At 67.6% G+C, this 25,395-nt stretch carries 26 protein-coding genes; 16 read left to right on the top strand and 10 right to left on the bottom strand.

Going from position 1 to position 25,395, the window contains the following annotated elements:
* Window positions 1-65 precede the first annotated feature (65 nt).
* The 7 genes from ACFQ0P_RS08135 (at window position 66) to ACFQ0P_RS08165 (ending at window position 8,355) form a co-directional block, all read left to right on the top strand.
* On the top strand, window positions 66-1,361 hold the full coding sequence (locus tag ACFQ0P_RS08135) for an ABC transporter substrate-binding protein (protein ID WP_204978150.1): 1,296 nt from the start codon (window positions 66-68) through the stop codon (window positions 1,359-1,361).
* Complete coding sequence (locus tag ACFQ0P_RS08140; RefSeq protein WP_204978151.1) at window positions 1,358-2,275, top strand: carbohydrate ABC transporter permease; 918 nt, start codon at window positions 1,358-1,360, stop codon at window positions 2,273-2,275. The genes ACFQ0P_RS08135 and ACFQ0P_RS08140 overlap by 4 nt, the downstream gene beginning before the upstream one ends.
* 41 nt (window positions 2,276-2,316) lie before the next feature.
* A complete protein-coding gene (locus ACFQ0P_RS08145; protein ID WP_204978152.1) occupies window positions 2,317-3,165 on the top strand; it encodes a carbohydrate ABC transporter permease in 849 nt (282 codons plus the stop codon).
* Between the two features lie 81 nt (window positions 3,166-3,246).
* Complete coding sequence (locus tag ACFQ0P_RS08150; RefSeq protein ID WP_204978154.1) at window positions 3,247-4,557, top strand: ADP-ribosylglycohydrolase family protein; 1,311 nt, start codon at window positions 3,247-3,249, stop codon at window positions 4,555-4,557.
* A complete protein-coding gene (locus tag ACFQ0P_RS08155; RefSeq protein ID WP_204978156.1) occupies window positions 4,554-5,576 on the top strand; it encodes a glycoside hydrolase family 172 protein in 1,023 nt (340 codons plus the stop codon). The genes ACFQ0P_RS08150 and ACFQ0P_RS08155 overlap by 4 nt, the downstream gene beginning before the upstream one ends.
* Entirely contained in the window at window positions 5,573-6,721 is a 1,149-nt protein-coding gene (locus ACFQ0P_RS08160) for a serine hydrolase domain-containing protein (protein ID WP_204978158.1), read from the top strand. The genes ACFQ0P_RS08155 and ACFQ0P_RS08160 overlap by 4 nt, the downstream gene beginning before the upstream one ends.
* Entirely contained in the window at window positions 6,718-8,355 is a 1,638-nt protein-coding gene (locus tag ACFQ0P_RS08165; protein ID WP_204978160.1) for a fucose isomerase, read from the top strand. Before ACFQ0P_RS08160 ends, ACFQ0P_RS08165 begins: the two co-directional genes overlap by 4 nt.
* A 97-nt stretch (window positions 8,356-8,452) precedes the next feature.
* Here ACFQ0P_RS08165 and ACFQ0P_RS08170 read toward each other — a convergent pair whose 3' ends face one another.
* From ACFQ0P_RS08170 to ACFQ0P_RS08180, 3 genes are all read right to left on the bottom strand, one after another.
* Window positions 8,453-9,625 carry a serine hydrolase domain-containing protein gene (locus ACFQ0P_RS08170; RefSeq protein ID WP_204978162.1) on the bottom strand — a complete coding sequence of 391 codons (1,173 nt, stop codon included), beginning with the start codon at window positions 9,623-9,625 and terminating at the stop codon, window positions 8,453-8,455.
* Entirely contained in the window at window positions 9,622-12,213 is a 2,592-nt protein-coding gene (locus tag ACFQ0P_RS08175) for a beta-mannosidase (RefSeq protein ID WP_204978163.1), read from the bottom strand. The genes ACFQ0P_RS08170 and ACFQ0P_RS08175 overlap by 4 nt, the downstream gene beginning before the upstream one ends.
* Window positions 12,214-12,288: 75 nt before the next feature.
* Window positions 12,289-12,897 carry a TetR/AcrR family transcriptional regulator gene (locus ACFQ0P_RS08180; protein ID WP_204978164.1) on the bottom strand — a complete coding sequence of 203 codons (609 nt, stop codon included), beginning with the start codon at window positions 12,895-12,897 and terminating at the stop codon, window positions 12,289-12,291.
* Between the two features lie 128 nt (window positions 12,898-13,025).
* On the opposite strand from ACFQ0P_RS08180, the gene ACFQ0P_RS08185 reads away from it, so the two are divergent.
* From ACFQ0P_RS08185 to ACFQ0P_RS08195, 3 genes are read left to right on the top strand one after another with little or no spacing between them, the layout of a single operon-like run.
* Window positions 13,026-14,333: an MFS transporter gene (locus ACFQ0P_RS08185; protein WP_204978165.1), complete on the top strand. Its 1,308-nt coding sequence runs from the start codon at window positions 13,026-13,028 to the stop codon at window positions 14,331-14,333.
* Window positions 14,334-14,341: 8 nt separating this feature from the next.
* Window positions 14,342-15,304, top strand: a complete 963-nt coding sequence (locus ACFQ0P_RS08190) for a sugar phosphate isomerase/epimerase family protein (protein WP_204978166.1) — start codon at window positions 14,342-14,344, stop codon at window positions 15,302-15,304.
* Window positions 15,301-15,426 carry a hypothetical protein gene (locus ACFQ0P_RS08195; protein WP_378771873.1) on the top strand — a complete coding sequence of 42 codons (126 nt, stop codon included), beginning with the start codon at window positions 15,301-15,303 and terminating at the stop codon, window positions 15,424-15,426. Before ACFQ0P_RS08190 ends, ACFQ0P_RS08195 begins: the two co-directional genes overlap by 4 nt.
* On the opposite strand, the gene ACFQ0P_RS08200 is transcribed toward ACFQ0P_RS08195, so the two are convergent.
* The 6 genes from ACFQ0P_RS08200 to ACFQ0P_RS08225 form a co-directional block, all read right to left on the bottom strand.
* Entirely contained in the window at window positions 15,407-16,162 is a 756-nt protein-coding gene (locus tag ACFQ0P_RS08200) for an SDR family oxidoreductase (RefSeq protein ID WP_204978167.1), read from the bottom strand. The genes ACFQ0P_RS08195 and ACFQ0P_RS08200 overlap by 20 nt on opposite strands.
* An 87-nt stretch (window positions 16,163-16,249) precedes the next feature.
* Window positions 16,250-16,534, bottom strand: coding sequence for a hypothetical protein (locus ACFQ0P_RS08205; RefSeq protein ID WP_204978168.1), 285 nt, complete (start codon window positions 16,532-16,534; stop codon window positions 16,250-16,252).
* A 128-nt stretch (window positions 16,535-16,662) separates the two neighbouring features.
* Entirely contained in the window at window positions 16,663-17,556 is an 894-nt protein-coding gene (locus tag ACFQ0P_RS08210) for an RNA polymerase sigma-70 factor (RefSeq protein ID WP_204978170.1), read from the bottom strand.
* A 102-nt stretch (window positions 17,557-17,658) separates the two neighbouring features.
* Window positions 17,659-18,099 (bottom strand): MarR family winged helix-turn-helix transcriptional regulator, encoded by a 441-nt coding sequence (locus ACFQ0P_RS08215; RefSeq protein WP_204978172.1) that lies wholly within the window; start codon window positions 18,097-18,099, stop codon window positions 17,659-17,661.
* A gap of 23 nt (window positions 18,100-18,122) precedes the next feature.
* On the bottom strand, window positions 18,123-19,046 hold the full coding sequence (locus ACFQ0P_RS08220; RefSeq protein ID WP_204978174.1) for an RNA polymerase sigma-70 factor: 924 nt from the start codon (window positions 19,044-19,046) through the stop codon (window positions 18,123-18,125).
* A gap of 90 nt (window positions 19,047-19,136) precedes the next feature.
* Window positions 19,137-19,922, bottom strand: a complete 786-nt coding sequence (locus tag ACFQ0P_RS08225) for an SDR family oxidoreductase (protein WP_204978176.1) — start codon at window positions 19,920-19,922, stop codon at window positions 19,137-19,139.
* A 209-nt stretch (window positions 19,923-20,131) separates the two neighbouring features.
* On the opposite strand from ACFQ0P_RS08225, the gene ACFQ0P_RS08230 reads away from it, so the two are divergent.
* The 6 genes from ACFQ0P_RS08230 (at window position 20,132) to ACFQ0P_RS08255 (ending at window position 24,554) form a co-directional block, all read left to right on the top strand.
* Window positions 20,132-21,082 (top strand): alpha/beta hydrolase, encoded by a 951-nt coding sequence (locus ACFQ0P_RS08230; RefSeq protein ID WP_204978179.1) that lies wholly within the window; start codon window positions 20,132-20,134, stop codon window positions 21,080-21,082.
* 29 nt (window positions 21,083-21,111) lie between these two features.
* Entirely contained in the window at window positions 21,112-21,858 is a 747-nt protein-coding gene (locus ACFQ0P_RS08235) for an alpha/beta fold hydrolase (RefSeq protein WP_204978181.1), read from the top strand.
* Window positions 21,859-21,937: 79 nt separating this feature from the next.
* Complete coding sequence (locus tag ACFQ0P_RS08240) at window positions 21,938-22,867, top strand: alpha/beta fold hydrolase (RefSeq protein ID WP_378771876.1); 930 nt, start codon at window positions 21,938-21,940, stop codon at window positions 22,865-22,867.
* A gap of 330 nt (window positions 22,868-23,197) precedes the next feature.
* On the top strand, window positions 23,198-23,788 hold the full coding sequence (locus ACFQ0P_RS08245) for a GNAT family N-acetyltransferase (protein WP_204978182.1): 591 nt from the start codon (window positions 23,198-23,200) through the stop codon (window positions 23,786-23,788).
* Between the two features lie 98 nt (window positions 23,789-23,886).
* Window positions 23,887-24,087 (top strand): hypothetical protein, encoded by a 201-nt coding sequence (locus ACFQ0P_RS08250; protein WP_204978183.1) that lies wholly within the window; start codon window positions 23,887-23,889, stop codon window positions 24,085-24,087.
* A 107-nt stretch (window positions 24,088-24,194) separates the two neighbouring features.
* Window positions 24,195-24,554 carry a nuclear transport factor 2 family protein gene (locus ACFQ0P_RS08255; RefSeq protein WP_204978184.1) on the top strand — a complete coding sequence of 120 codons (360 nt, stop codon included), beginning with the start codon at window positions 24,195-24,197 and terminating at the stop codon, window positions 24,552-24,554.
* 26 nt (window positions 24,555-24,580) lie between these two features.
* On the opposite strand, the gene ACFQ0P_RS08260 is transcribed toward ACFQ0P_RS08255, so the two are convergent.
* Window positions 24,581-25,312: a flavodoxin family protein gene (locus tag ACFQ0P_RS08260; RefSeq protein ID WP_204978185.1), complete on the bottom strand. Its 732-nt coding sequence runs from the start codon at window positions 25,310-25,312 to the stop codon at window positions 24,581-24,583.
* Between the last annotated feature and the right edge of the window lie 83 nt (window positions 25,313-25,395).

Consider the following 25,395-nt stretch of genomic DNA (forward strand, 5'->3'; position numbering starts at 1 on the left):
TTGTCATTCTGAAATCCGCGGTAGCAAACCCATTTGCACAGCCCGATTCCGCTCAAGGGAGAGCCATGAACACTCGACGTTCCCGTACCGTTCGACTCATCTCGGTGGCCGCCCTCGCCGCCGCCGCAGTGGTCGTTGCCGGCTGCTCGCCTTTCGCAGGTGGCGGCGGCGCAGCCGACGGTGACGTCGAATTGACCCTCGTGACGCTGGACGGGGGCGACGACAACAAGGCGCTCGAAGACATCATCGCCGGGTTCGAAGACGCCAACCCCGGTGTGTCGGTGAGCGCCACCTTCGTTCCCGAAGACACCTACGCGACGAAGCTCAAGACGATGCTCCTGGCAGAGCCGCCCGACATCGCCTCCCCTTACGGCTGGGACCAGACCCTGACATTCGAGCCGCTGAACGACCTCGTGCTCACCGACTACGACGTCGATCTCGACGAGTACAGCTCCGTCATCCGCACCACCTGCGAATGGGACGGGACGGTCTTCTGCCTCGGCACCACGGTCGGCAGCATGGTCACCTTCTACAACAAGGACATGTTCGACGAGAAGGGGATCGCCTATCCGGACGCCACGACGCCGATGACATTCGAGGAGATGGCCGACCTCGCGGCAAGGCTCACGACGGCCGGGTCCAGTCCCGAGGACACGGTTTACGGCGCCGAGATGGCCCTCCTCGTCGCCTACCTCGACCCGGCGAACGTGCTGGATGACACCGGCCGCATCGTCGAGGTCACCGAGCCGGAGTTCGCCGACACCGTGCAGCTTCTGGCGGACATGGTCGCGGACGGGGTCTCACCGTCCGCGGGAGTGCTCGACGCGCTCGGTGGCGGCCTCGGCTCGTCGCTCTTCGTCGACGGCCGGGTGGCAATGATGATCACCGACAACTTCGCGATCGATCTGCTCGAGGAGGCCGAGATGAACTACGGCATCGCGCCGACCCCCATCGTCGCCGGAAACGAGCCGTGGATCGTGTCGTGGACCAACGGATTCGGCATCCCTCGCGGAGCGGAGAACCGGGACGAGGCGGCCAAGTTCCTCGCCTACATGGCACAGGAGGGACAGACGATCCAAGCCGAGTTCGGCATCATGCCCACCCAGCTCGAGGTGGCGCAGGATTGGGCGGACACACCCGAGCGCCAGCAGCTGTTCGAGGTGAACTCTCTCATCCGCACCAGTGTCTTCAACCCGAACCAGTGGGCGTGGAACGGTCCGATCATCGACGCCATCGCCGAGGCCAACCTCGGGGGACCGGTCGAGCAGCTGCTGGGTGATGCGGAGCCCAAGGCGCAACAGGGGAACGACACCACGTGGGAGCAGTTCGACCAGGTGCTGGCCGCATCGGGGCTGGAGTGACGTCGACCACCCAGACGCGCCGCGACGTTCGGTTGCGCCGGGCGATCACGCCCTGGCTCTATCTCCTCCCGTGGCTCGTCGGCGCCGTCCTCTTCACCGTCGGCCCGGCGCTGCTGGGCCTGGTGATGAGCTTTTCGAACTGGAATCTGCTCTTCCCTGTCAGTTGGGTCGGTCTCGACAACTACGAGGAGATGATCACCGACGACTACCGGTTCTGGATGTCGCTGCGGATCACCGGCTTCTACTTGATCCTGTCGGTTCCCGTCTACCTCGTCGTCGGACTGTCGGCGGCACTGCTTCTCAACCAGCGCGTATGGGGAATCCGGATGTTCCGCACGATCCTCTTCCTCCCTTCGGTGCTCAGCGGCGTCGCGGTCGCCGTGCTGTGGATGCTCCTGCTCAGCGGTGAGAACGGTGCAGTGAATACGGTCCTCCGCAATCTGGGGGTCGAGAACCCGCCTCAGTGGTTCACCGATCCGAGTTGGGCGGTGCCGGCAATCGTCATCGTGGGCCTATGGGGAGTGCTGGGAAGCGGGGCGATCATCTACCTTGCCGGCCTGCAGAACATCTCGCCCGCCATGTATGAGGCGGCCATGATCGATGGAGCGGGCGCGTGGCGTCGCTTCCGCAGCATCACGATCCCGCTGCTCACGCCGACCCTGTTCTTCATGCTGCTGATCTCGATCATCGGCGCGTTTCAGGTATTCGACACCGCCTTCACCATCAGCGGCGGGCGAGGCGGTGACGGGCTCAGGTTCTACCTCATCTATCTCTGGGAGGCGGGCTTCCGTGATGGGCGGCTCGGCTACGCGGCGGCGCTGAGCATGGTGCTCTTCCTGATCGGCACGGTCATCGTCCTGATCCTGCTCAAGACGCAGGACCGCTGGGTCCACTACGAAGACGAGGGGGCCTGATGTTCCGTACCGCGATTGCACCTCCACGGCGCAGGAAATCGGTGCGCTCGAGGCTCAGCCGCCTGGGATCGTCGACTGCGACCTACGTCGGCCTCGTCGCGCTGAGCGCTCTGGTGATCCTCCCCCTCGGATGGATGTTCACCGTGGCCCTGACCCCGGACGACACGAATGTGTTCACGAACCCGCCGCCGTGGTTTCCCACGGAGTACTGGGAGTGGGAGAACTTCGGCAGAGCACTCTTCGATCCGTCGCGGCCGTTCATCCTCTATCTCGCGAACACCGTCTTTCTCGAGGTCTTCGTGGTCTTCGGGTCCCTGGTGTCGTGCGCGATCGTGGCCTATCCGCTCGCGCGGATGAGGTTCAAGGGTCGCGACGTGGTCTTCACGATCATCGTGCTCACCATGCTGATCCCCTGGCAGGCCATGATGATCCCTCAGTTCGTGGTGTTCTACGAGCTCGGGTGGTACGGCTCGTACCTCCCGCTCATCGTCCCGGCATACACCGGCTCCGCATTCTTCGTGTTCCTCATACGCCAGTACATGAAGACCATTCCGATGGAGCTCGACGAAGCGGCGCGGCTGGACGGCGCCGGCCACTTCCGGATCTTCTGGTCGATCATCCTCCCCTTGAGCAAGCCCGCGCTCGCGGTGTGCGCCGTCTTCACCTTCCTCGGGACCTGGAACGACCTGCTCGGCCCGGTCATCTATCTCAATCGCCAGGACCAGTTCACTGCGGCGGTGGGGCTCGCGGGCTTCGTGTCGATCCAGAACCAGGAGTACAACCTGCTCATGGCGGCGAACCTGATAACCATCGTGCCCGTCGTGATCCTCTACTTCGTCGCTCAGAAGTACCTCATCGGCGGCATCGCCTCGATGGGGCTCAAAGGGTGAGTGTCAGTCGCGTCGAGCCTTCCGGCCGGCGCGCCACCAGATGGACGTAGTCAACAGAACCGATTTGCAAAAGGAGCACGGATGCACGATCCGATCATTTCGATGGAGTTCGTGAACGACGAGCTGCATCAACAGGAGGAGTCAGGTCACGACGTCTCCGACGCGGCGGCCGCACTCGCCGAAACCGATCCCGACGACCTCGCCGGACTCGAGCTCGTGCTCGAGCGACTCGACGCCGCGCCCCTGCGGTCCGGCTGGGACTTCGAGGAACCGTCCGACCTGCCCGGAATCCTCGACACCCTGCCGGGAGGGGGTGGCGACCGCGGCGCGGCGCCGCCGGGACTTCCGGACAAGATCCTGGGCGGATGGCTGGGCCGTATCGCGGGATGCAACCTCGGCAAGCCGCTCGAGTACGGCCCGCATTGGACGAGTGACCACATCCGCAGCTATCTGGAGCGCGCCGACGCCTATCCGCTGCGCGACTACGTGCCGCTGCTCGATCCGATGCCGGACGAGTACGAGCTTCGCGAGAACTGGGTCGAGACCACTCGCGGCCGCGTCGACGGCTCGGCGAGGGATGACGACATCGACTACCCGATCCTCGGGCTTCATCTGCTCGAGAAGCACGGTGCGGGCCTCGATACACGTCACGTCGCCGAGGCCTGGCTGTCGCTGTTCCCGTATCACCAGGTCTACACGGCCGAGCGCGCCGCGTACGCGAACCTCGTGGCCGGCCGCGACCTCGGAGCGGTCCCTACTCACCGCAATCCCTACCGCGAGTGGATCGGCGCGCTGATCCGCGGCGACGTGTACGGCTGGGTGCATCCGGGTCGTCCTATCGAGGCCCTGTCGATGGCGCACCGCGACGCGCGTCTCTCGCACGTGGCGAACGGCATATATGGGGAGCTGTGGAGCGCCGCCCTCGTCTCGTGCGCATTCACGGCCGGTTCGGCGGCCGAAGCGGTGGAGCGCAGCTTCGATTACGTCCCTCGTCGCTCCCGGCTGCGGGCGGCGCTCGAGGACGTCCAGGCGCTGCATCGGTCCGGATCGAGCTGGGATGCCGCGCTCGAGCGGATCCAGGACTCGTACGGTCACTATCACTGGGTCCACACGATCAACAACGCCGCCGTCATCGTCGCAGGTCTCCTCTGGGGCGCCGACGACTACGCGGCGACGGTCGGACTCACCGTGCAGGGCGGGTGGGACACCGACTCCAATGGTGCGACTGCCGGATCCGTGTGCGGGGTGATCCTCGGCGCGGAGCGTCTGCCCGCGCACTTCGTCGACCCGCTTCACGACCGCACGCGCTCGGCACTTTTCGGGTTCGACAACACGCGCATCTCGGATCTCGCTGAACGCACACTTCGTCTCGCGCGCGAGGGGCTGTCGTGACGGGGCTGGAGTCCCTCACCACGCTCGGCGCGCGGCAGTCGCGATCGATCAGCGCGGAGAATCCCGACGGGTCGAGGGGTGGGGGAGGGCGGGCGGTCGACGGTACCGGGGCGCAGGCGGCAGAGCGGCTCGGCCGGGGATGGAAAGTCGCTCCCGCGGTTCGGATCGATGCCGGCGCGACCGCGGTCCTCGCCGACATCGCCGGCCCCGCCATCATCAGGCACATCTGGATGACCTGCGATCGTTCGCGCTGGAACACCTTGATCCTGCGAGCGGAGTGGGACGGCGAAGGGTCGCCGTCGATCGAGGTCCCGTTGGGAGACTTCTTCGCGAACGGATCACCGGAGACGGCCCTCGTCACCTCAGAGCCGATCGCCGTCCTGGTCGGGGGCGGCATGAACAGCTACTGGCCCATGCCGTTCCGCGAGCGCGCACGGATCACGATCGAGAACCGCGGCGACACCGTGCACCAGTTCTTCTTCCAGATCGACTACACGCTCGAGGATGTTCCGGCGGCTACGCCGTATCTCCATGCGCAATGGCGGCGCAGTGAGACTATTCCCGGCGCGATCCACACGATCCTGGACGGCGTCGAAGGAGAGGGTCACTACGTCGGCACGGTCTTCGACTGGACGACCGCGTTCGATGGCTGGTGGGGCGAAGGCGAGGTGCGCTTCTTCCTGGACGGCGACGGTGAGTACCCCACCGTGTGCGGCACCGGGGTCGAGGACTACGTGGGCGGGGCATGGTGCTTCGAGATGACGCCCGGGGCGGGCTACCAGACCTATTCGTCCGCGTACCTCGGGTTCCACCAGGCCCTCGATCGGCGCTTCGCGATGTACCGCTGGCACATCCCCGATCCCATACGCTTCCACTCATCTCTCAAGGTGGACGTACAGGCCCTCGGCTGGGGACACGACGACCGCTACATCCAGCTCGTCGATGACACCCTCGCGACCGTCGCCCTCTGGTATCAGCGCGAGCCGCACGCGCCCTTTCCGGTGCTGGACGCGGGATGACCGCGGTCCACGGCGACTGGGAGAGCTCGTGGACCCCGGTGGTCGAGCGCTTCGCTGCCGCGATCGACGGCGAGCGTGGCGGTGCCGCGCTCGCCGTCTTCCGCGGGACCCAGCCGCTCGTGGACGTTTGGGCGGGAACGGCGCACTGTCGGTCCGGGCGCCTCTGGGAGCGCGACACGCCGACGATCGCTTTCTCGTGCACCAAGGCGGTGATCGCTGCACTGGTCGCTCACGCCGTGGACCGCGGCATGATCGACTACGGCGCCCCCGTCGCGGATTACTGGCCGGAGTTCGCCGCACGAGGCAAGCGGTTCGCGACGGTGGCCGACGTGCTCAGTCATCGCGTCGGGCTGCCCGTCCTCGGTCGCTCGTTGACACCTGCCGACGTCGTCGACCGCGAGCGGATCTCCGCTGTGCTGGCGGCTCAGCATCCGAGCTGGCCGCCGGGCAGTGCTCACGCGTACCACGCCCTCACCTATGGGTGGCTCGCCGCCACGATCATCGAAAGGGCGACGGGACGCGCGCTCGAGGACCACCTCGCGGAGGTGATCGGCCCTCGCGTCGCCGAACCGATCTGGCTCCGGTATCCGGTTGAACTCACAGAACTCCGCGCACGCGTCGACGTCGGTGACCGACCGAACGGAGAGGACCGCGCGACCGGAATGGAGCGTTGGTTGGCCGGTGACGTGACAGCGATCGATGACCCAGCCGTTCTGGCCACAGGCATTCCCGGCGCGGGCGCCGTGACGACGGCGCGCTCGCTCGCGTTGTTCGCATCGTCGATGGTGGACCCGACGGATCCGCTGCTCAGTCCTTCGGTCGTGCAACGCGCGACCTCCGAGCAGACGAGTGGTCCGTCGGTCGCCGGGGAGCCGCCGCCGTGGGCGAGATGGGGGATGGGCTTCCAGCTCGACTCCGAGTGGCGGCGACTGCTGGGTCCGCGCAGCTTCGGACACGACGGCTTCGGTGGGCAGCTCGTCGCCGCCGATCCTGACAGCGGTCTTGGCCTCGCGTTTCTGACGAACGACCTGCGACTCGATCAGGACGATCGCACGAAGGAACTCGTAGCAGCAGCCGTCGGCGTGACCGCGATCGACGAGCGCGCCCGCCATGATCTACAGCACGTATCTGAGGAGATCGCATGACCAGCTACACCCTTCCTGCCCCCCGCCCCCGCCGTGAGGCCCCGGCGAGGACCGCATATCTGATCGCGTCGGGCGATCTTCGGGAGTCGGCGAACGTGGCCGGCTGGCCGGCGCAGGTCGAGTTGGAGGCGGCGGTGACCCGTGTGCTGAATGCGCTGGGCTGGGAGGTGGTGCGGGCCAACGAGCCCGATGCGGCCACCGGGCATGGCTTCATCTCGAGTCAGCGGATGGGTCTGGAGGTGTTCAAGACGGTTCCCGTGGATGCTCCGCTCATCGTCGCGGAGGCGGTGTGGCAGTACTCGCATCACGTGCTCGCGGGTCTGCGCACTCATGAGGGGCCGATCCTCACGGTGGCGAACTTCGCCGGGGAGTGGCCCGGCCTTGTCGGGCTCCTCGGCCTGAACGCCGGCCTGACGAAGATGGGCAAGGACTACGCGACGATCTGGTCGGTCGACTTCGCTGACGGGTGGTTCCGCGACGGGATCCGGGAGTGGACCGAGACCGGTCGCATCCGTCACGACGTGTCGCACGTGCGCGCCCTGCCTCCGCTCCCGGATACACCGGAGGTCGAGCTCGGTCGCGCGCTGGGCGAGGAGCTGCTGACGGACAAGGCGATCATCGGCGTGTTCGATGAGGGATGCATGGGCATGTACAACGCGATCTTCGATGACGAGCTGCTCAACCTCACCGGGATCTACAAGGAGCGCCTGTCGCAGTCGGCGCTGTACGCCGAGATGCTGCAGGTGAGCGATGCCGAGGCCGACACCGCCCGGGGCTGGCTGACCGATCGAGGGATGCGGTTTCGCTTCGGCACCGACGAGGCCACCGAGCTGACGGAGGGGCAGGTGCGTTGGCAGTTGAAGATGTACATCGCCGCGCTGCGCATCGCCGACGACTTCGGGCTCGACGCGGTGGGGATCCAGTACCAGCAGGGCCTGAAGGATCTGGTCCCGGCATCCGATCTCGCCGAAGGCATCCTCAACTCCACCGACCGGCCGCCGGTGCTCTCCCGCGACGGGTCGCGTGAGCTGTTCGCCGGTCGTGCCGTCCCCCACTTCAACGAGGCGGACGAGGGGGTGGCCGTGGACGCGCTGGTGACCGACCGGGTGTGGCGGGCGATGGGGCTCATGCCCGACAACACTCTCCACGACGTGCGGTGGGGGGAGGAGTACGACGGCCGGTTCGTGTGGGTGTACGAGATCTCGGGTTCGGTGCCCGCCTCGCATCTGGGCGGCTGGGACCGGGCCGAGGGATGGCGTCAGGGCCCGGTGTTCTTCCCCGCCGGCGGGTCGACCATCAACGGCGTATCGAAGCCCGGCGAGGTGGTGCTGTCACGGGTGTTCATCGCCGACGGCATCCTGCAGGCCGACATCTTCCGCGGCACCGTGGTGGAGCTTCCGGATGCTGAGACCCAGCGCCGCAAGGACGCCACCAACCCGGAATGGCCGATCGCCCACGTCGTGCTGCACGACGTGTCGCGCGACCAGTTCATGGCCCGCCACAAAGCCAACCACGTGCAGCTCGTCTACGCGCCTGACGCCGACACCGCCGACAGAGCCCTCGCCGCGAAGGCGGCCATGTTCGATCGCATGGGCATCCGCGTGAATCTGGTCGGCCGCGTGCCGGGGCTCTGAGGGACCGACTACGTCAGGGCATGCGCGGCCGCGCCGGTCTCGTGCACGAAGCCGATCATTCTCGCTCGCCGGGCTGTTCCATGCTCGGTGGTCCGGATCAGCGCCGCTGCCCTGAGGTCACCCGGCGCAGGGCGTCGAGGATCCGCAGCGAACGGCGGTCCGTCATCCCTCCCATGTGGTTGGTGAGGAACGCGAAGCCCATTCGCGCGTCCGTGTCGGCGAACGCGAGCTGCCCGCCCGCGCCGTCGTGCCCGAACGACGACGCCGTCAGCAGGGGCCGCCCGGGCGCATCGACCTGGAAGCCGGTGCCCCAGCGCGGATTGGGGATGACGGGGCTCCCCAGCTGAGCGCGTCCCGACGTGAGCGATCTCGTCATGTCGGCGCGCACGTCAGCGCTCAACGGACGGACCTGTTCGGTTCCGACGACCAGCGAAGACCACACGCTCGCCACGCCCCGCGCCGTGCCGATACCTCCGGCGCCGGGAATCTCGGACGCCTGCAGCTCCGGATCGTTGAAGCCCGTGCCAGGGCCGACGAGACTGTCCGGGAGCGCACCGTCGAGCGTGAGCGCTCGCATCACGTTGCGACCGCCGGGGAGCACCTTGATCAGGTTGATGGTGGCGCGGTCCATCGGGGCGACGGGCGCGACTCCCGGCAGCACCGTTCCCGGGACGCCGAACCACACGTCGGCGTTCACGGGTGCGGCGATCAGTTCGTCGAAGGCTTGACCCACCGTTCGGTCCGTCACACGCCGCACGACTTCGCCGACGATCCATCCGAACGTGATGGCGTGATACGACCACCCGGTTCCCGGTTCCCACAGCGGCGTCTGCGCCGCGAGTGCGGCCACGACGGGGTCCCACTCGATCATGTCTCTCTTGCTGACCGATGTGGTCATGTGGCTGAGTCCGGCGCCGTGCGCCATCAGCGTCCTCACGGTGACGTCGCCCTTGCCGGCCTGCGCGAATTCGGGCCAGTAGGTGGCCACGGGAGCGTCCAGCTCGATGCGGTCGGCCTCGACCAATCGGGCCACGAGGGCACTCAGCATCCCCTTGCTGCACGAGAAGAGCACCGTCGGTGTGTCGCCGGTCCAGGCGGCGTTCCCCGCGCGGCCGCCCCAGAGGTCGACGACGGGTTCGCCGTCGACCATGATGCACAGCGCCGCGCCGCCTCGTGGACTGTTCGCGATCGCTCTTGAGAACTCGTCCGCGACGGACTCGTAGCCATCGGCGACAGTCCCGCGCACGGTTCCTTCGGAGTGCGTCCTCATCGTGCAGCTCCGTTGTAGCTCCCGACGACGAGATCGGCGGGGTCGAATCCGGCGGGAAGGTCGGTCACCCGGATCGTTCGTACCGCTCCGGGGGGCAGATCGAAGTAGTTGTCGCTGAATCGCGTGCCGGGATGAGGGGAGGTGACGCGCGTCAGGTAGGTGAACTCGTCGGATTCGATCGACACCTCGGCGCTCGTCTCACCCGTCACCGTGACCGTCGACCGCAGGTTGCCCGCGGGAAGCGGCAGATCCTTGACGTCGGCGAAGAAGAGGCGGTTGTCCGGGAAGGCGCCACCGCCGCTGCCGACCCACGCGTAGGTGTGCGCAGATGCCGACACCGGAGCCGACCACACCACACGCGACGAACTCGGCTCGAGGCTCACGGAAACCTCGTCCTCCAGGACCGTCGCGCCGTCGAAGCCGCGCACCGCCACGGCTGCGTTCGTGGTGACTCGGTCGAGTCCGGAATTCGTCATCCAGAGACTGAGCGTGCCCTCGTGGTGGACGAAGCTGGCGATGACGGGCGAGTAGGCGCGGGCCGCGGCGTAGTAGGCGGCCTTCGGAACCGTGTCGTAGTCGATCAGCGACCAGGTGATGCCCGGCCAGACGTCGTTGAACTGCCAGACGAGCGTCCCGCTGCAATTCGGCTGGCGGCGCCGGTAGTGCTCGATGCCGAACTTCATGCCTTCTGCCTGAGACACCATCGTGAAGTCGACGTACTGCTCGATCGTCTCGGGGAGTCCGGTCACGATCTCGAGCAGCGCGTCGCCCTTGTCCTTCGGATGATCCTTGTTGTGCGCGTCGAAGGACGGGCTGTGGACGGTCAGCTCGGATGCCGGGATCCACCGGGACAGCGTGGACAGCTCAGGGGAGGAGTGGATCCCGAACTCGCTGATGAAGCGGCCGCGGTCGTGCGCGTAGCGGCGGAAGTGGCGGGCCTCGCCGACGGTCTCGTAGTGCTCACCGCTGCCGGCACCGGCGTCGAACCCGTGCCACACCTCCCACGCGTGACGGTCACCGTCGAGGACGCCGTTGACGGCCATGAACCCCTCGGGGGTGTCCTCTCCCCACGGACTGCCCGGCCAGTAGGTCGCGGACGGGTCCCACGTGCGCACCGCCTCGGGGAGGACGCGGTGGAAGATCTCCCATCCCCAGTTGCCGGGCTCGTATTCCTGGTAGGCGAAGCCGTGGAGGAGCTGGATCTCGTTGTTGCCGCACCACAGGGCGATGGAGGCACGGTTGCGAAGGCGTCGGATCTGGTACTCGGCTTCGAGCTGCGCCTCGCGCAGCAACTCGGGGTCGTCGCTGGCATAGTCCGCGCACGCGAACATGAAGTCCTGCCAGATCAGGACGCCGTTCTCGTCTGCGGCGGCGTAGAACGCGTCGGCCTCGTAGATGCCCCCGCCCCAGACACGGAGCATGTTCATGCCGCCGGCTCGGGCGAGCTCGAGCAGCTGCCGGTGACGCTCGGGCGGGACCGAGCCGACCATCGTGCTGGCCGGCAGCCAGTTCGCTCCGCGGGCGAAGACCGGCGCGCCGTTGAGCACGAACTGGAAGAGTCGCCCACCGTCAGGGGCCGGTGACCGGTTCAGCGCGATGGTGCGGATCCCGACGCGATCCGTGACGACATCGCACACGTCCGAGCTGTCGAGAAGCTCGATGCGGACGTCGTAGAGCGACGGCCGGCCGAGATCGTGCGTCCACCACGGCTCCACCTCCGTCAAGGACAGCCGGGTCTCGGCCTCACCCGCGTCGATCGGCATGGTCGACCGGTGCGTCCGACCGGAGGGGGACGTGAGGTGGATCTCCGCGGTCATTCCGCGCCCTGCGAGCGCCGGGTCGACCTCGATCCGGACGGTGACATCGGCCGTTCCGGTCTTCGTGTCGAGCGAGTCCGTGCGGACGTGGTGGCCGAGGATCTTCGCCCGAGGCGTCACCACGACTTCCACGGGACGCCAGATGCCGATCGAAGGCACCCGGGGGCCGAAGTCCCACCCCCACGAGAACACGGCCTTACGCCGCTGTGACGCTATCGTCAACTCTGGCGACGGCCCCATCGCGGTGACGTCGAGATCGTCCGGAAGGTCGGGCATGAGCGCACGGGCGACGCGTCGGAGCTGGGCGACGGCGGGCGGGGAGGGGGTGAGCCCGGCGAGCGGGGGCGAGAACCGCAGCAGGAGGTCGTTTTCGGGCCCGAGCTCGGCGTCGATGCGGAATTCCGCGGGACGGAACATGTTCTCGTGATGTCCGAGCTTGGTGCCGTTCAGCCACACGTCCACGACGGTGTCGAGACCGTGGAAGACCAAGACGACCTCGTCGCCCGGTGTCAGATCGGCCGGTGCGCGGAACGTCGTCCGGTACCACCAATCACGGTCCTCCATCCACCGGACGGATGCTTCGTTCTGGTCGTAGTAGGGATGCTCGATGGCTCCTGCCGCAAGGAGGGACTCGTGCACGCCGCCGGGGACGACGGCTGGCGTCCAGACCAGGTCCGGCGCCTCGACTACCTCCGGCGACTGCGCGGGGTCGGTGTGCGTCAGCACGAAATCGGTGAGGGGGATTCTGCGGGTCGCGAGCTGCGCGTTCATGGCACTCCTTCGTGGCTTCCAAGTGGAAGCTACACCAAAATGGTAGTGACTACCAAATGGTGAAGGCGCCTTCGATCAGCGTCCGACGAGGGCTGGTGCCACGGGGAGGTGAATGTCGGCTTGAGAGAGCTGCTGAAGCATGGACGCGGTCACTGCGGCGTGGGGCACGGGCGGGTCGCTCTGGGCATGCGTGACGTCGATCAACTGAAGGAGCTCAAGTGTCATCGCGGCGGTCACGCGCGCGCCGAGGTCGGTCGCGGGCACTCCTTCACGTTCGGCGATGGCGACGGTGAGCCGGTCGCGGGCTTGAAGGAAGTAGTCCCACAGCTTGGCGCGCGGTCCCGGGGAGTTGTCGATGAGCGACCGCAGGGAGGCGATGTTCCGCTTCGGGTCGTCGACGGTGCGACCCACGTCGAGCAGCACTTCGCCGAGCGCGATCGCGAGCGGTTCCGCGGCGGGCCTATCCCGCAGTCTCGTCGAGAGGTCCAGCACGTCGGCGAACTGCTCGAGGAGCAGCAGCTCCTTGGTGGGGAAGTAGCGATACAGCGTCGTGGTTCCGACTTCTGCCTTCTCCGCGATGGTCTCCATCTTGGTTGCTTCGTACCCGTTGCGTTCGAAGAGCGCGACTGCCACATCGACCATGCGCTGGCGGGTCTGGGCTGCCTTCTTCTGCCTCAAGCTCATGCCAAGAGAGTAGCCGCTCCTACCGAATGGAAGTAGCTACCGAAAGCTTGACGGATCTCGGGTCGATCCTGTAAGAGTAGTCACTACCAAATGGAAGTCAGTTCCAAACGTGTCCACAAGGGAGTGTCATGTCCGCCACAGAATCCACCGTCGCCTCGGGCGTCATCGATCCGGAGAGCACGCCGGTCGCTCGGCTCCTGCCGGCCATGTTCGTCTCCAATGTCAGCGCTTTCATCGGTCTGCTGACGCCCCTCCAAGTGTTGATGACGCTCCACCTCACCCGCATCGCGGGGCCGAGCGCGGCGGCCGCGTTCGGCATCATCACCGGATTCGGAGCGCTGGCGGCGCTCGTGGCCAGCCCGCTCGGCGGGCGCATCAGCGATCGCACGGCGGCCCGCTTCGGACGGCGACGCACGTGGATCCTGACGGGGGCCATCGGAGGGTCGATCGCAGTCTTCGCGATGGCGGGCACCACCGAGGTTTGGCAGATGGCCCTGCTGTGGTGCGCGATCCAGGCTCTGTTCAACTTCCAGCTCGCGGCCACGGGCGCCCTGATGGCCGACCAGGTTCCGCAGCGGCGACGCGGAACAGCCTCCGGGCTGCTCGGTCTCTCCGCCGCGGTCGGGCCGCTCGTCGGTGTCGCGGCGGTGAGCGCGGTCAGTGATCCGATGCTGCAGTGGGTCGTCACGGCGGTCGCCGCCTCGTTCCTCGCGGTGGTCTCCGTCCTTCTTCTGCGCGACAAGCAGCACATCCCCGCGCGAGACGGTTCCCGGTTCAGCCTCGTCGAGCTGGCGAAGTCGTTCTGGGTCAACCCGTGGCGGCACCCCGCCTTCGGATGGGCCTGGCTGGTGCGGTTCCTCGTGTTCTGCGCCGTCGCGAGCTCGACCTACAACGCCTTCTTCCTCATGGACAGGTTCGGGATCTCCGCCGAAGCGGTGCCGCCGACCGTGCTCCTCGTCACACTGATCAACGTGGGTGCACTGGCGCTCACGAGCGTCGTCGCGGGACCGCTGTCCGATCGGCTCCAGCGCCAGAAGCCGTTCGCCGCGGGCGCGGGGATCGCGGCCGCGGCCGCTTTGGCGCTCATGGCGATCGCGAGCGACATGTGGTTCGTCTACGTCGCGGCCGCGCTGCTCGGCGTTGCGATCGGCCTCGTCGGATCAGTGGACCTCGCCCTCTGTGTGCGCGTCCTGCCGAATCGAGAGAACGCGGGGAAGGACCTCGGCGTCATCAACATGGCCGGGCTGCTGCCCCAGTCCATCGTGCCGTTCGTCGCTCCCGCCTTCATCGCCCTGGGCGGTTTCGCCGCGCTCTACATCGCTCTCGGCATCGCCGCCCTCCTGGGCGCGCTGGCAGTGGCCCGCATTCCCGAGGTCGGCCGCGAGAACGACCCGCGCTTCGCGCGGATCACCCGCGGCGTCACGGTCGACGCCTGAGGGCCGCCATGTCGACGACGACCATCGCGCTGTCCTCGTACAGCCTGCGCGAGGAACTCGGCCCGATCGCTGCCGCGTTCACCGCAGACGACGGCACCGAGCACGTGTTCCGTCAGGAGTTCCCGCAGCGGATGACCATCGGTGACTTTCCGCTCCGCGTCGCCGCGCGCACGAAGGCGACCGCAGTCGAAGCCGTGGCCTTCCAATTCGACGGCCCGGAGGATCCCCAGATCGACCGGTTCGCGACGAACGCTCGGCGCGCCGGACTCGAGCTCGCCAACGCGGCCGTAGACCACGGCAATCTTCTTGGTCGGGATCCCGCGCGACGCGCCGAGGACGTGACGGCGATGAAGGTGTGGATCGCGCGGTTCGCCGACGTCGGCTTCCGACGCGTCCGCGTGAACGCCGGGTCGCCTTTCAGCTCCGATCGATCATCCCGCCCGCCCAGCCACCTCGTCGATGCGCTCGGCGATCTGGGCGGGTACGCGGCATCCGTCGGAGCCCGACTGCTCATCGAGAATCATGGCGGCTCATCCAGCGATCCCGCGTGGATCGCGGAACTGCTGGGAGCGGTCGGCGCGCGAGACCTCGGTCTTCTGCTGGACACCGCCAACTTCGACACCATCCTCATGCCGCTGATGGAGGCCCTGCGGAGTCCAGCCGGAATGGAGGCCGCGTCGCTCGACTCGTTGGATCTGACTCCCGTCTACGAGGGCATCGGCGCCTTGGCGCCGCACGCCGAGCTGGTCCATATGAAGGCGCACTGGGCGACCGCGGACGGCGCCAGTGGCCCGGTCGACATGAGCACCGTGAGGGGGATTCTCTCCGCCAACGGATACTCAGGACCCCTGACTCTCGAGTACGAGGGTCAGGGCGGTGACCCATGGACGATCGTCGGAGCGATCATCGACAGGCTCACAGCATCGGTCGAGGTGAACCGGCATCGCACGCTGATGAGCAGGACCATATGAGCTCCGTTGCCGGGCTGCTTCTCCTGACGGGAACCGCGATCGCCGTCGTCAGCCTCATCGTGGCGGACGCCGCTCCGACACCTCTCGAGGATTCGCAAGCACTCAGCGGCGGGGCGGGTTGAGCGGGAGCCACTCGTCCAGGGTGGTGGTGAAAATCTCGGCGTCGTCGAGAGGGATGAGCGTGCGTTCCTCGATCTGAGCTCCGTAGTACGGCGCGGTGTCGTCGCGGACGACGGTGCGCGGATCGCCACGGAACGTCAGGCCCCGGCGGATGAACTCGTCGAGGCCGAACGCTTCAGGTCCGGCGATCTCGACGTCGCCGACCGGGTCGGATGCCGCATGGCGCGCGACGGCTGTGGCGACGTCCTCACCCGCCATGGGCTGGATCAGCGCGCCGGGCAGGGTGACGGTGTCGCCGTCGGTGGAGACGTCCGCGATGCTGCCCAGGAACTCGAAGAACTGCGTCGCGTGGATGAGCGAGTACGGCATCCCGGACTCGCGGATGAGCTTCTCCTGCGCCACCTTGGCGGCGAAGTAGGGGATGCCGTGCGGCCGGTTCGTGCCGACGATCGTCAGGGCGACGTGGTGGCGCACGCCGGCGTCGCCCTCGGCGCGAAGCAGGTTGATGGTCGATGTGGTGAAGAACTCCATGACGTCGTCCGGGGCGAACGACGGCGAGTTGGAGACGTCGACGACGACGTCCGCGCCGCGCAGCGCCTCGGCCAGTCCTTCGCCCGTGAGGGTGTTGACGCCGGTGTTCGGTGCTGCGGCGACGGCTTCGTGGCCGTGCTCGGAGAGCTTCGCGACGACCTTGGAGCCGATGAGGCCGGTGCCTCCGACGACGACGATCTTTGACATGGTGGTTGCCCTTCGACTTAGTGGTGGTCCCCGCCGGGGGGTGCAATAGGGATGACAGCGGCCCGTGGTGAGTTGTGACAACCTGGCTCACAGCGCGTCCCAGTGCCGCAGTTTTTCCGGATTCACGACGATCCACAGTTCTTGTGCCGCGCCGCCTCGCCGGACCGCGTTGAGAACTCCCACGACCCGACCAGATGACCTGAGCACGATTCCCGGCCGGCCGTTGATGTGTCCCGGCTCCAATCGCAGGAGGGGGAAGTGCCCCATGAGTTCGAGGATGAGCCGAGCGACGTCGTTTCGACCGCGGGCATGCGGTCGAACGGGGATCGTTCCGCCGCTGTCGATCGTCAGAACCGCGTCGCGGCGCAGCACCCGCCCGAGGGCATTCGCGTCCTCGCGCTCACACGCGTCGACGAACGCCGTGATGACGCGGCGCGACCTCCTCGACCACGACCTTCTCGATGGCCCGCGACGGGGTTGATGGCGGCTGAGGCATCGGGTCATGCTCCGGCCGTCGTCACGTGCCGCAGTTTGTCGGGGCTCATGATCCACAGGACCCGACTGATGCTGTGTCCCGCGGTCGTGATGGTGAGAGCGGTGTCGACGCGATCGCGTTCGATGAGGAGAAGGGCGGGCTGTCCGTTCACCTCGACCCATTCGATGCGCTTCCCCTGCCAGAAGTGACGGGAGAACGCGGCGACGAACTTGGCGACGCGCTGAGATCCGGCGACGGGGGTCCGGGCGGCGAGCTTGACTCCGTTGCCGTCGGTGTAGCTCACGACGTCCTTCGAGAACAGGGCCTCCAGCTCGGCGGTGTCGCCCCGTTGCGCGGCCGCGAGGAACGCGGCCAGCAGTCGTCGCTGATCAGCGGTCGAAGCGGTGCGGCGCTTCTCTGCGGTCAGGTGCTTGCGCGCGCGGCTGACCAGTTGCCGGCTGGCGGCCGGCGTCGTCTGGACGATCTCCGCGATGCGGTCGTACGGGTAGTCGAGTGCTTCTCGCAGGACGTAGGCGGCGCGTTCGGTGGGCTTCAGCCGCTCCAGCAGGATCATGACCGCGTACGTGAGCGCTTCACCGCGTTCGGCGCCCAGCGCGGGATCATCCTCCGTGTTCACCGGTTCGGGGAGCCAGGGGCCGATGTATGTCTCCCGTCGCGCGCGCGCCGAAGTGAGCGCATTGATGCAGAGGCGGGTCGTCACGGTGGTGAGGAAGGCGACCGGCTCGCGGATGCTGCCGCGCTCAGCTGTCTGCCAGCGGATCCAGACATCCTGCACGACGTCCTCCGCATCGGCGACGCTCCCCAGCATCCGGTACGCGATACCGAAGACGCGTGGTCTTGCGCCCTGGAACTGCCGCGCAGCTTCGTCGAGACCTGTCTCTTCTGTGTCTGAGCGCATCCGCGCCTCCGTAACCGCCAGAGCGATGGCGCCCGTACAAGGCGCCGCTGAATCTCTGACCGGACGGAGGGCGGATCTGTGACGAGGTCGGGATACCGAGCGTCAGCGCTCGGCGGCGCGGGCGGTGATCGACCGCAGCACCTGCAGTGCTGTGTCGGCGCGTTCCTCGGTGAATCCGAACGTGTCGCTGATCGCCTGGTAGATGCCCGTCGCGTGTTCGCGCAGTTCGCCGCCCTTCGCGGTGAGTGCCACCGTGACCGACCTCTCGTCCTTGGGGTTCCTGTTGCGCGTGACCAGCCCCTGCTGCTCCATCCGCTTGATCACCGGGGTCATCGTGCCGTAGTCCGATCGGAGCGCGCCGACGATGTCACCGACCGGAAGGTCTCCGTCACGCCACAGGATAGCGAGGACGAGGTACTGCGGGTACGACACTCCGAGCGGTTCCAGCAGCGGGCGGTACGCCGCCGTGACGGCCCGGTACGCGGCGTGCAGGTTGAAGCACACCATGTCGTCCAGTCGGACGGAGTTCGCAGTCTGGGCCACGGCGCGACGGTCGCTCTCGGGCGTCACGCGGCCCACTCCGGTCGGCCGATGTGCAACGAGGCATGGATGCCGATGGGCGCGATCTTCGCGGGGTTCATGATCCAGAGGACCTGACTGATGGCCCCCGCCTGCACGGTCACGGTGAGAACGGCGAACACGTCGTCGTTGTGCCGGAGGAAGACAGCGGAACGGCCGTTGGCGTCCAGGGGTTCCACCTCGACGTCGCCCCAGAACCACTGCGAGAGGCCCGCGAGGAAGCGGACGACCTTCTCGCGACCCACGATCGGCCGTCGAGCGGTGTGGCGGACGACCCCGCCGCCGTCGGTGTGGCTGACCACATCGGTCGCGAGGAGCGTCTCGAGCTTCGCGGTGTCTCCGGAACGCGCGGCATCGAGGAAGGCCCGGAGGAACATGTGGTGGGACGCGGCGGATGCATGCCGTCGCTGACTCTGGCCGAGGTGCTTGCGCGCGCGGCTGACGAGCTGCCGGGCAGCGGTCTGGGTGGACTCGATGATCTCCGCGATCCGCGCGTAGGGATAGTCGAAGGCCTCCCGGAGGACGTACGCTGCGCGTTCCGTCGGCGTCAGCCGCTCCATCATCATCAGGGTGGCGAAGTGGAGGGCCTCGTCGCGCTCGGCACCGAGGGCGGGGTCTGCGCTGGTGTCGACGGGTGCCGGAAGCCAAGGACCGATGTACGTCTCGCGCGTGACCCGTGCGCTGTTGAGGACGTTTATAGCGAGGCGAGTGGTCGTCGTGGCCAGGAAAGCGGCCGGTTCACGAACGACGTCGCGATCGCAGAGCTGCCACCGCACCCATGTCTCCTGCACCACATCCTCTGCGTCGGCAGCTGAGCCGAGGATGCGGTAGGCGATCCCGAAGAGGCGCCCCCGGGACTCTGTGAACGCGACGAGCGCATCCGGATCGGTGGTGCTGATGTCCGTCGACATTCTCCACTCCTGGTGGTGAGGTGGGCTTGGGGTTCCGACCGACTGGCTCAGGCGAGAATTTACCTCGTGTACGAGTAAATAGCAACCGATCTATCGGGAGAAGGATCGCGTCGGCCAGCCGGCCACCGGCTCGGAGACGCGCCACTCGTGGTACCTCGTCGGCATGACCCGCGCCGTCGACGCCGGGAGCAGGTCCCGGCTGGCGAGTCGCGCACCGAAATAGGTGCCGAGCGGGTCGGGCCGCACCTCGCGTTCGTCGTGCCGGAACAGCAGGTCGATCTCGGCCAGCTCCGTGAGACTGAAGATCTCGGGACCGGCGAACTCGAGGACCTCGCCGCTCGCCGGGCCGACAGCCGTCTCGGCGACGGCTTGCGCGACATCGTCCGCCGCGATCGGCTGCACCAGGACATCCGGTAGACGTGGTTGACGGGTGGCGGCCGCCGTGTCCGCGATGAAGCGGATGAACTCGAAGAACTGCGTCGCATGCACGATCGAGAACGGTCGGCCGGACGCCACGATCAGTCGCTCCTGCTGCTCCTTCGCGATGAAGTAGCCGCCCTGCCCCCTCGCCAGCCTGTCGGTGCCGACGACCGACAGTGCGACGTGATGGTCGACACCGGCCGAGTCGCCGTACGTGAGGAGGTTCATCGTCGAGGTGTAGAAGAACTCGCGCGCTCCCGCCTCGTCGATGTACGACGAGTTGGACACGTCGATCACGATGCTCGCGCCCGCGAGTGCCTCCGCGAGCCCTTCGCCGGTATACGAGTTCACGCCGGTCTCCCGTGCTGCCGTCACGACATCGTGGCCGCTCTCGCTCAGCAGCTTCACGACCCTGCTCCCGATCAGCCCGGTGCCGCCGACGACCGTGATCTTCATTCGAGGACTCCTTCCGAAGGCGCCACGGGTCGGGCGCGTCCTGCTCACAGAGACAGCGCAGGGTGGCGATGTGTGACCGAATCGCGGGTTCTGATCTGATCGCGACGATCCGGTCACACATCGTCCGGGTCGGCTGTCGTGATTTGCAGAGCCGGCCCGATGCCGGCCCACCGGACCGCATCCCGTCAGTTCCACGGAAGGATCCGCACATGACCGAACACATCCTGCAACCGGAGGCGCGAGCGTTTGCCGACGCCGCGGCAGCGCCGCCCACGCTCGTCGAACGCGGCGTCGACGGTGCCCGGCAGCTACTGGACGACGTCCAGGCAGCCCCGATCGACGCGCCCGACATCGCCGAGGAGTGGGTCACCGTGCCCGCCGAGGTCGGCGATGTCCAGGTGCGCATCGTCCGCCCCGTCACGGCTGCCGGCACGCTCCCTGTGGTGCTCTACGTCCACGGTGGCGGCTGGGTGCTCGGCAACGCCGGGACGCACGACCGGCTCGTCCGGGAGCTGGCCACCGGCGTCGACGCTGCGGTGGCGTTCGTCGAGTACACCCGGTCGCCGGAGGCGAGGCATCCCGTCGCCATCGAACAGGCGTACGCCACCGCGCGCTGGATCACGGCGAACGGCGAGCAGAGAGGACTGAATGCCTCGCGGCTGGCCGTTGCCGGGGACTCGGTGGGCGGCAATATGGCCGCTGTGCTCGCGATCCTCGCGAAGAGGCGCGGCGATGTCGCCTTCGTCCACCAGTCGCTGTACTACCCGGTCACGGATGCGCGAATGGACACCGCCAGCTACGGCGAATTCGCCGAAGGGTTCCATCTCCGCGCCGATGCGATGGCCTGGTTCTGGGACAACTATCTGCCCGAGCTGGACGCCCGCAGCGACGTCACCGCATCCCCTTTGCAAGCCCTCGCCGACGAGCTCGAGGGGCTGCCGGAGACCTTCCTGATCGTCGACGAGAACGACGTGCTCCGTGACGAGGGCGAAGCGTATGGCCGCAGGCTCATCGAGGCCGGCGTGCCGACGACGCTCGTGCGGTACGACGGCACCATCCACGACTTCATGATGCTGAATCCGCTCCGCCGTTCGGCGGCGACCACGGCTGCCATCGAGCAGGCCATCCACATCCTCCGCAAGGCCCTCGGCCGCTCCTGAGTACCCTCCACCTCACAGAAAGTCCGATCATGAACAGTCAGAAGCCCACCATCGTCCTCGTGCACGGCGCGTTCGCCGAGTCCGCGTCCTGGAATGGCGTCATCGCCGAGCTCCACGCGCACGGCGTCACGGCCGTCGCCGCCGCCAACCCGCTGCGCAGTGTGTCCGGAGACGCGGCCTACGTGCGCGACGTCATCGCGTCGATCGGCGGCCCCGTGATCCTCGTGGGTCACTCGTACGGCGGCCTCGTCATCACCGAGGCCGCCGCAGAGAACGACGCCGTCGTGGCGCTCGTCTACGCGGCCGCATTCGTCCCCGACACCGGGCACAGCGCCTTCGCCCTCTCGACCAGTGAGCCCGGGTCCACCCTTGGCGAAGCACTCGCCGCATACCCGGTCGCGACCGGCGGCAACGAGTTCGCCATCCGGCCCGACGTGTTCCACCATCAGTTCGCCGCCGACGTCCCGGCCGCGGAAGCCGCGCTCATGGCGGCGACCCAGCGGCCGGTCACCGAGGCCGCGCTGTCGGAAGGTCTCCCGACCTCCCGCCCGGCATGGAAGGACATCCCGTCGTGGCACGTCTTCGGAGATCAGGATCTCAACATCCCGGTCGCCGTCCACCGGGCCGGTGCAGAGCGTGCATCCTCCCGCGGCACCCGTGAGATCAGCGGTGCCTCGCACGCGATCAGCGTCTCGCAGCCCGGGGCCGTCGCCGCCGTGATCGCCGAGGCTGGGAAGGCGTACGCGGCATCCCTTCAGGCCGACACCGCGGCCTGACCGACTCGGTGCCCCGGTTGCAGGTCCGGCGGCCGGGGCACCGCGCCATCGCACCCGCCTTGACGAGGAGAGACGCACGGTGATCATTCCTGCTCCACCACTGCACCACGTAGACGCCGGTGAACTGAACGTCGCCTACTACGACCTCGGCTCGCCCACCGCCGAGCCCGTCGTGCTGCTCCATGGGTTCCCGTACGACGTGCACAGCTACAGTGCCGTGGCGCCTCTCCTCCTGGAGGCCGGCTTCCGAGTACTCGTCCCCTACCTGCGCGGTCACGGTCCGACGAGGTTCCGGGACGACGCGATCCCACGCAGCGGCCAACAGGCCGCTCTCGGTGCCGACCTGCTCGCCTTCCTCGACGCGCTCGATCTGCGCGAGCCGATCCTCGCCGGATACGACTGGGGTGGTCGCGCCGCGTGCGTCGTCGCCGCACTGCATCCGGAACGCGTCGGCGGTCTCGTCAGCGCGGGCGGCTACCTCATCCAGGACATCGCCGCGTCGGGCAGTCCGATCGCACCGGAACGGGAGGCAGGGTTCTGGTACTTCTGGTACTTTTCGACCGATCGCGGCCGTGCGGGACTGGATGCGAACCGCCGCGAGATCGCCCGCGTCATCTGGCGGCGCAACTCACCGGAATGGGCATTCACGGAAGGGGACCTCGTTCGCGCTGCGCGCGCCTTCGACAACCCCGACTACGTCGACATCGTCATCCACTCCTACCGACACCGCCTCGGGCTGGCGACCGGCTCATCAGCGCACGAGGCCGACGAAGCCTCGCTCGCGGCGCTCCCGGCGATCAGCGTGCCGACCATCACCCTCGACGGCACCGCGGACGGGAATTTCCCGGCCACCGACGGGACTCGCGACGCCGCGCGCTTCACCGGCTGGCGCGAGCACCGCCGCGTGCCGCACGCCGGCCACCACCTCCCGGCTGAAGCTCCGCGTGCATTCGCGGACGCTATTCTCGACGTCGCCGAACCACCCGGGGACGGTGCGGGAACCCCCTGAAGGGCTCACCGGCGGCGTCCTGCTCGAATGCGTTCCCTTGTCGGCGCCCTGATCCTGCAGCAGGATCTGAGGTGGATCAGATCGACACGCGCGCCGCGCTCTCGCACAGGGCAACTCGACCGACGTAGGCCTCGATCCGCCTGTTCGGCGTCACTACCTCTTGCACGTCGGGCGTGGGTGGTAGCGGTCAACGTGCCGGCATCTCGCGGTGCGGTCGTCCCGCGAACTCCCTATGATGTAGCGGCCGTGGTTGGGCGCGCCGAACGGGCACGCTCCAGAACGAGGGTGCGGCAAGGCGTGGAGTCCACCAGGAGAGACAGGAGACGGTCCATGGCCGGATCGCCGAGCAGATCAGACGGTGCGGACGAGGTCGCCGGTCGGCCGGGGCAAGCCGTCGTCGAGCTGAGGGCGCATACGACGGCGGACGTGGACGTGTTGTACGCCGTCGCGGCCGACCTGGGCACGTGGGAGGAGCGGAATCCGTCCCTTCCCTCGCCGCTGACGCGGACGGCGTACGAGGCGCGGCTCGCTCAGGTCGACGGCGGCCAGGACAAAGGTGTGACCTTCGTCGTCGAGGCGGACGGAGTGGCCGTCGGAAGCGTCTCGCTGTTCTCTTTCGACGACCTCGCCCGACACGCCGAGGTCGGCATCGCCCTGCTCGCTGAAGCCCGCGGCAGGGGCATCGGCACGGCCGCGATTCAGCAGATCCTCGAGTTCGCGTTCGTCCGCTGCAACCTTCACCGGGTCCACCTGCAGGCGATCGCCTCCAATCGCGCAGGCATCCGCGCGTACGAGAAGGCAGGTTTCGCGGTCGAGGGTCACCTGCGCGATCACGCCTGGGTCCGCGGCCGATACGAGGACATCGTGGTGATGGGACTCCTCCGGTCGGAGTCGGAAGCCCGCAACCTTTCCGCTGGCTGACGGGGAGGACCCGAGCCTCGGTTGTAGAGTTCGATCGAAGATCGTCGATCCATCGTGTCTTCGGCGTCCGCCACGTCACCCCCGCAGAGGAGCCGCCAATGATGCAGCCACCCGAGCGGTTCACCGCGCGGTTCGACGAAGTGGATGTCGGCGGCCGGAACCGGGTCACCGTCGCTGTCGAAGAATGCGACCGCGAATCGGATGGGTCGATCCCGACGGCTGCGTGGTATCGCGGCGAGGAGTTCCGGCTGGACCTCGACGGCGGGGCCGGCGTCTCGATCTACGTGAGACGGCGCTAGAGCGTACGACCGCGGCGGGCGGAGCCCGTCGCGCCGAGCGGTATTCGGTCAGTCCGAGGATCTCGCCTCCTCTTGTCGCGCGCCCCCGACGCGACTAGACACGGGGGATGACGAAGACGAGTGACTGGCTCGAGGGCTACATCAAGGCGTGGGGGTCGAAGGACGAGGCCGACGTGCGGGCGATCTTCGCCGACGACGCGGAGTACTGGTTCCGTCCCGACGACGCCGAGCCGGTGGTGGGGATCGACGCGATCGTGGAGATGTGGGGCGATCCGGAGCCGGCGGATCCCGTCCACGACCTCTCGGTGCTCGTCGAGGACGACCGGGTCGGCATCGTCACGGGCACCGTCGACTACCCCGGCCACGAGCGCTACTCCAACATGTGGGAGGTCTGGTTCGCACCCGATGGCCGGGCGGTGAAGTTCGTGGAGTGGTTCATGACCCCGCGAAAGCCCGACGCGGCCTGACGGCGCTCGTCGGCGAGAGCCGTCGCTCACCGATACTCGGGGTTCGCATCGAAACCGAATCGCTCCCCGTCGTTCCACGCTTCGCGCAGGTTTCCGTATGCGGGGATGCCGCCGGCATCCTTCAGCATGCGCGCCATGTGCAGAAGGTTCCACGTCATGAACGTGGTGTTGCGGTTCGTGAAGTCGTTCTCGGGCCCGCCGGAGCCGGGGTCGAGGTAGCTGGGGCCGGGCCCGACCTCGCCGATCCACCCGGCATCCGCCGCCGGAGGGATCGTGAATCCGATGTGCTGCAGGCTGTAGAGAATCGACATCGCGGCGTGCTTGACACCATCCTCGTTGCCGGTGATGATCGCGCCGCCGGTCTTGCCGTAGTACACGTACTGACCCTTGTCGTTGAACAGCCCGCTCATCGCGTACAGCCGTTCGATGAGCCGGCGCGTGATCGAGGCGTTGTCACCGAGCCAGAGCGGTCCGCCGATGACCAGGATGTCGCTGGCATCGATCTTCGGCCAGATCTCCTCCGGCCACGCGTCGCGAGCCCAGCCGTGCTCGCGCATGTCGGGATACACACCGGTCGCGACGTCGTGATCGATCAAGCGGATGTTCTCGACGACGACGCCCTGTGCGCGCATCAGCGCGATGCTGCGGTCCATCAGACCTTGAGTGTGGCTGAGGTCGGGGCTTCGCTTGAGGGTGCAGTTGATGAAGACCGCGTGGAGGTCGTCGTACTTCGCGGGAGGCTGACGGACATCGCTCATGCGAAGCAGAGTACGCCGCGTCCGGCTCCGGATCCGGTGTCGTTTCTTACGGAACGGGGACGCGCAGAGCCCATCCGGCGTGA

It is taken from the genome of Microbacterium insulae, assembly GCF_042677065.1.
Lineage (GTDB): Bacteria > Actinomycetota > Actinomycetes > Actinomycetales > Microbacteriaceae > Microbacterium > Microbacterium insulae.

Coding starts and splice junctions, on each gene's coding strand:
- ACFQ0P_RS08235 (WP_204978181.1), top strand. CDS start 21,112: ATGAACAGTCAGAAGCCCACCATCGTCCTCGTGCACGGCGCGTTCGCC.
- ACFQ0P_RS08160 (WP_204978158.1), top strand. CDS start 5,573: ATGACCGCGGTCCACGGCGACTGGGAGAGCTCGTGGACCCCGGTGGTC.
- ACFQ0P_RS08220 (WP_204978174.1), bottom strand. CDS start 19,046: ATGTCGACGGACATCAGCACCACCGATCCGGATGCGCTCGTCGCGTTC.
- ACFQ0P_RS08135 (WP_204978150.1), top strand. CDS start 66: ATGAACACTCGACGTTCCCGTACCGTTCGACTCATCTCGGTGGCCGCC.
- ACFQ0P_RS08195 (WP_378771873.1), top strand. CDS start 15,301: ATGAGCTCCGTTGCCGGGCTGCTTCTCCTGACGGGAACCGCGATCGCC.
- ACFQ0P_RS08185 (WP_204978165.1), top strand. CDS start 13,026: ATGTCCGCCACAGAATCCACCGTCGCCTCGGGCGTCATCGATCCGGAG.
- ACFQ0P_RS08250 (WP_204978183.1), top strand. CDS start 23,887: ATGATGCAGCCACCCGAGCGGTTCACCGCGCGGTTCGACGAAGTGGAT.
- ACFQ0P_RS08260 (WP_204978185.1), bottom strand. CDS start 25,312: ATGAGCGATGTCCGTCAGCCTCCCGCGAAGTACGACGACCTCCACGCG.
- ACFQ0P_RS08245 (WP_204978182.1), top strand. CDS start 23,198: ATGGCCGGATCGCCGAGCAGATCAGACGGTGCGGACGAGGTCGCCGGT.
- ACFQ0P_RS08175 (WP_204978163.1), bottom strand. CDS start 12,213: ATGAACGCGCAGCTCGCGACCCGCAGAATCCCCCTCACCGATTTCGTG.
- ACFQ0P_RS08190 (WP_204978166.1), top strand. CDS start 14,342: ATGTCGACGACGACCATCGCGCTGTCCTCGTACAGCCTGCGCGAGGAA.
- ACFQ0P_RS08255 (WP_204978184.1), top strand. CDS start 24,195: ATGACGAAGACGAGTGACTGGCTCGAGGGCTACATCAAGGCGTGGGGG.
- ACFQ0P_RS08225 (WP_204978176.1), bottom strand. CDS start 19,922: ATGAAGATCACGGTCGTCGGCGGCACCGGGCTGATCGGGAGCAGGGTC.
- ACFQ0P_RS08180 (WP_204978164.1), bottom strand. CDS start 12,897: ATGAGCTTGAGGCAGAAGAAGGCAGCCCAGACCCGCCAGCGCATGGTC.
- ACFQ0P_RS08230 (WP_204978179.1), top strand. CDS start 20,132: ATGACCGAACACATCCTGCAACCGGAGGCGCGAGCGTTTGCCGACGCC.
- ACFQ0P_RS08170 (WP_204978162.1), bottom strand. CDS start 9,625: ATGAGGACGCACTCCGAAGGAACCGTGCGCGGGACTGTCGCCGATGGC.
- ACFQ0P_RS08200 (WP_204978167.1), bottom strand. CDS start 16,162: ATGTCAAAGATCGTCGTCGTCGGAGGCACCGGCCTCATCGGCTCCAAG.
- ACFQ0P_RS08210 (WP_204978170.1), bottom strand. CDS start 17,556: ATGCGCTCAGACACAGAAGAGACAGGTCTCGACGAAGCTGCGCGGCAG.
- ACFQ0P_RS08150 (WP_204978154.1), top strand. CDS start 3,247: ATGCACGATCCGATCATTTCGATGGAGTTCGTGAACGACGAGCTGCAT.
- ACFQ0P_RS08165 (WP_204978160.1), top strand. CDS start 6,718: ATGACCAGCTACACCCTTCCTGCCCCCCGCCCCCGCCGTGAGGCCCCG.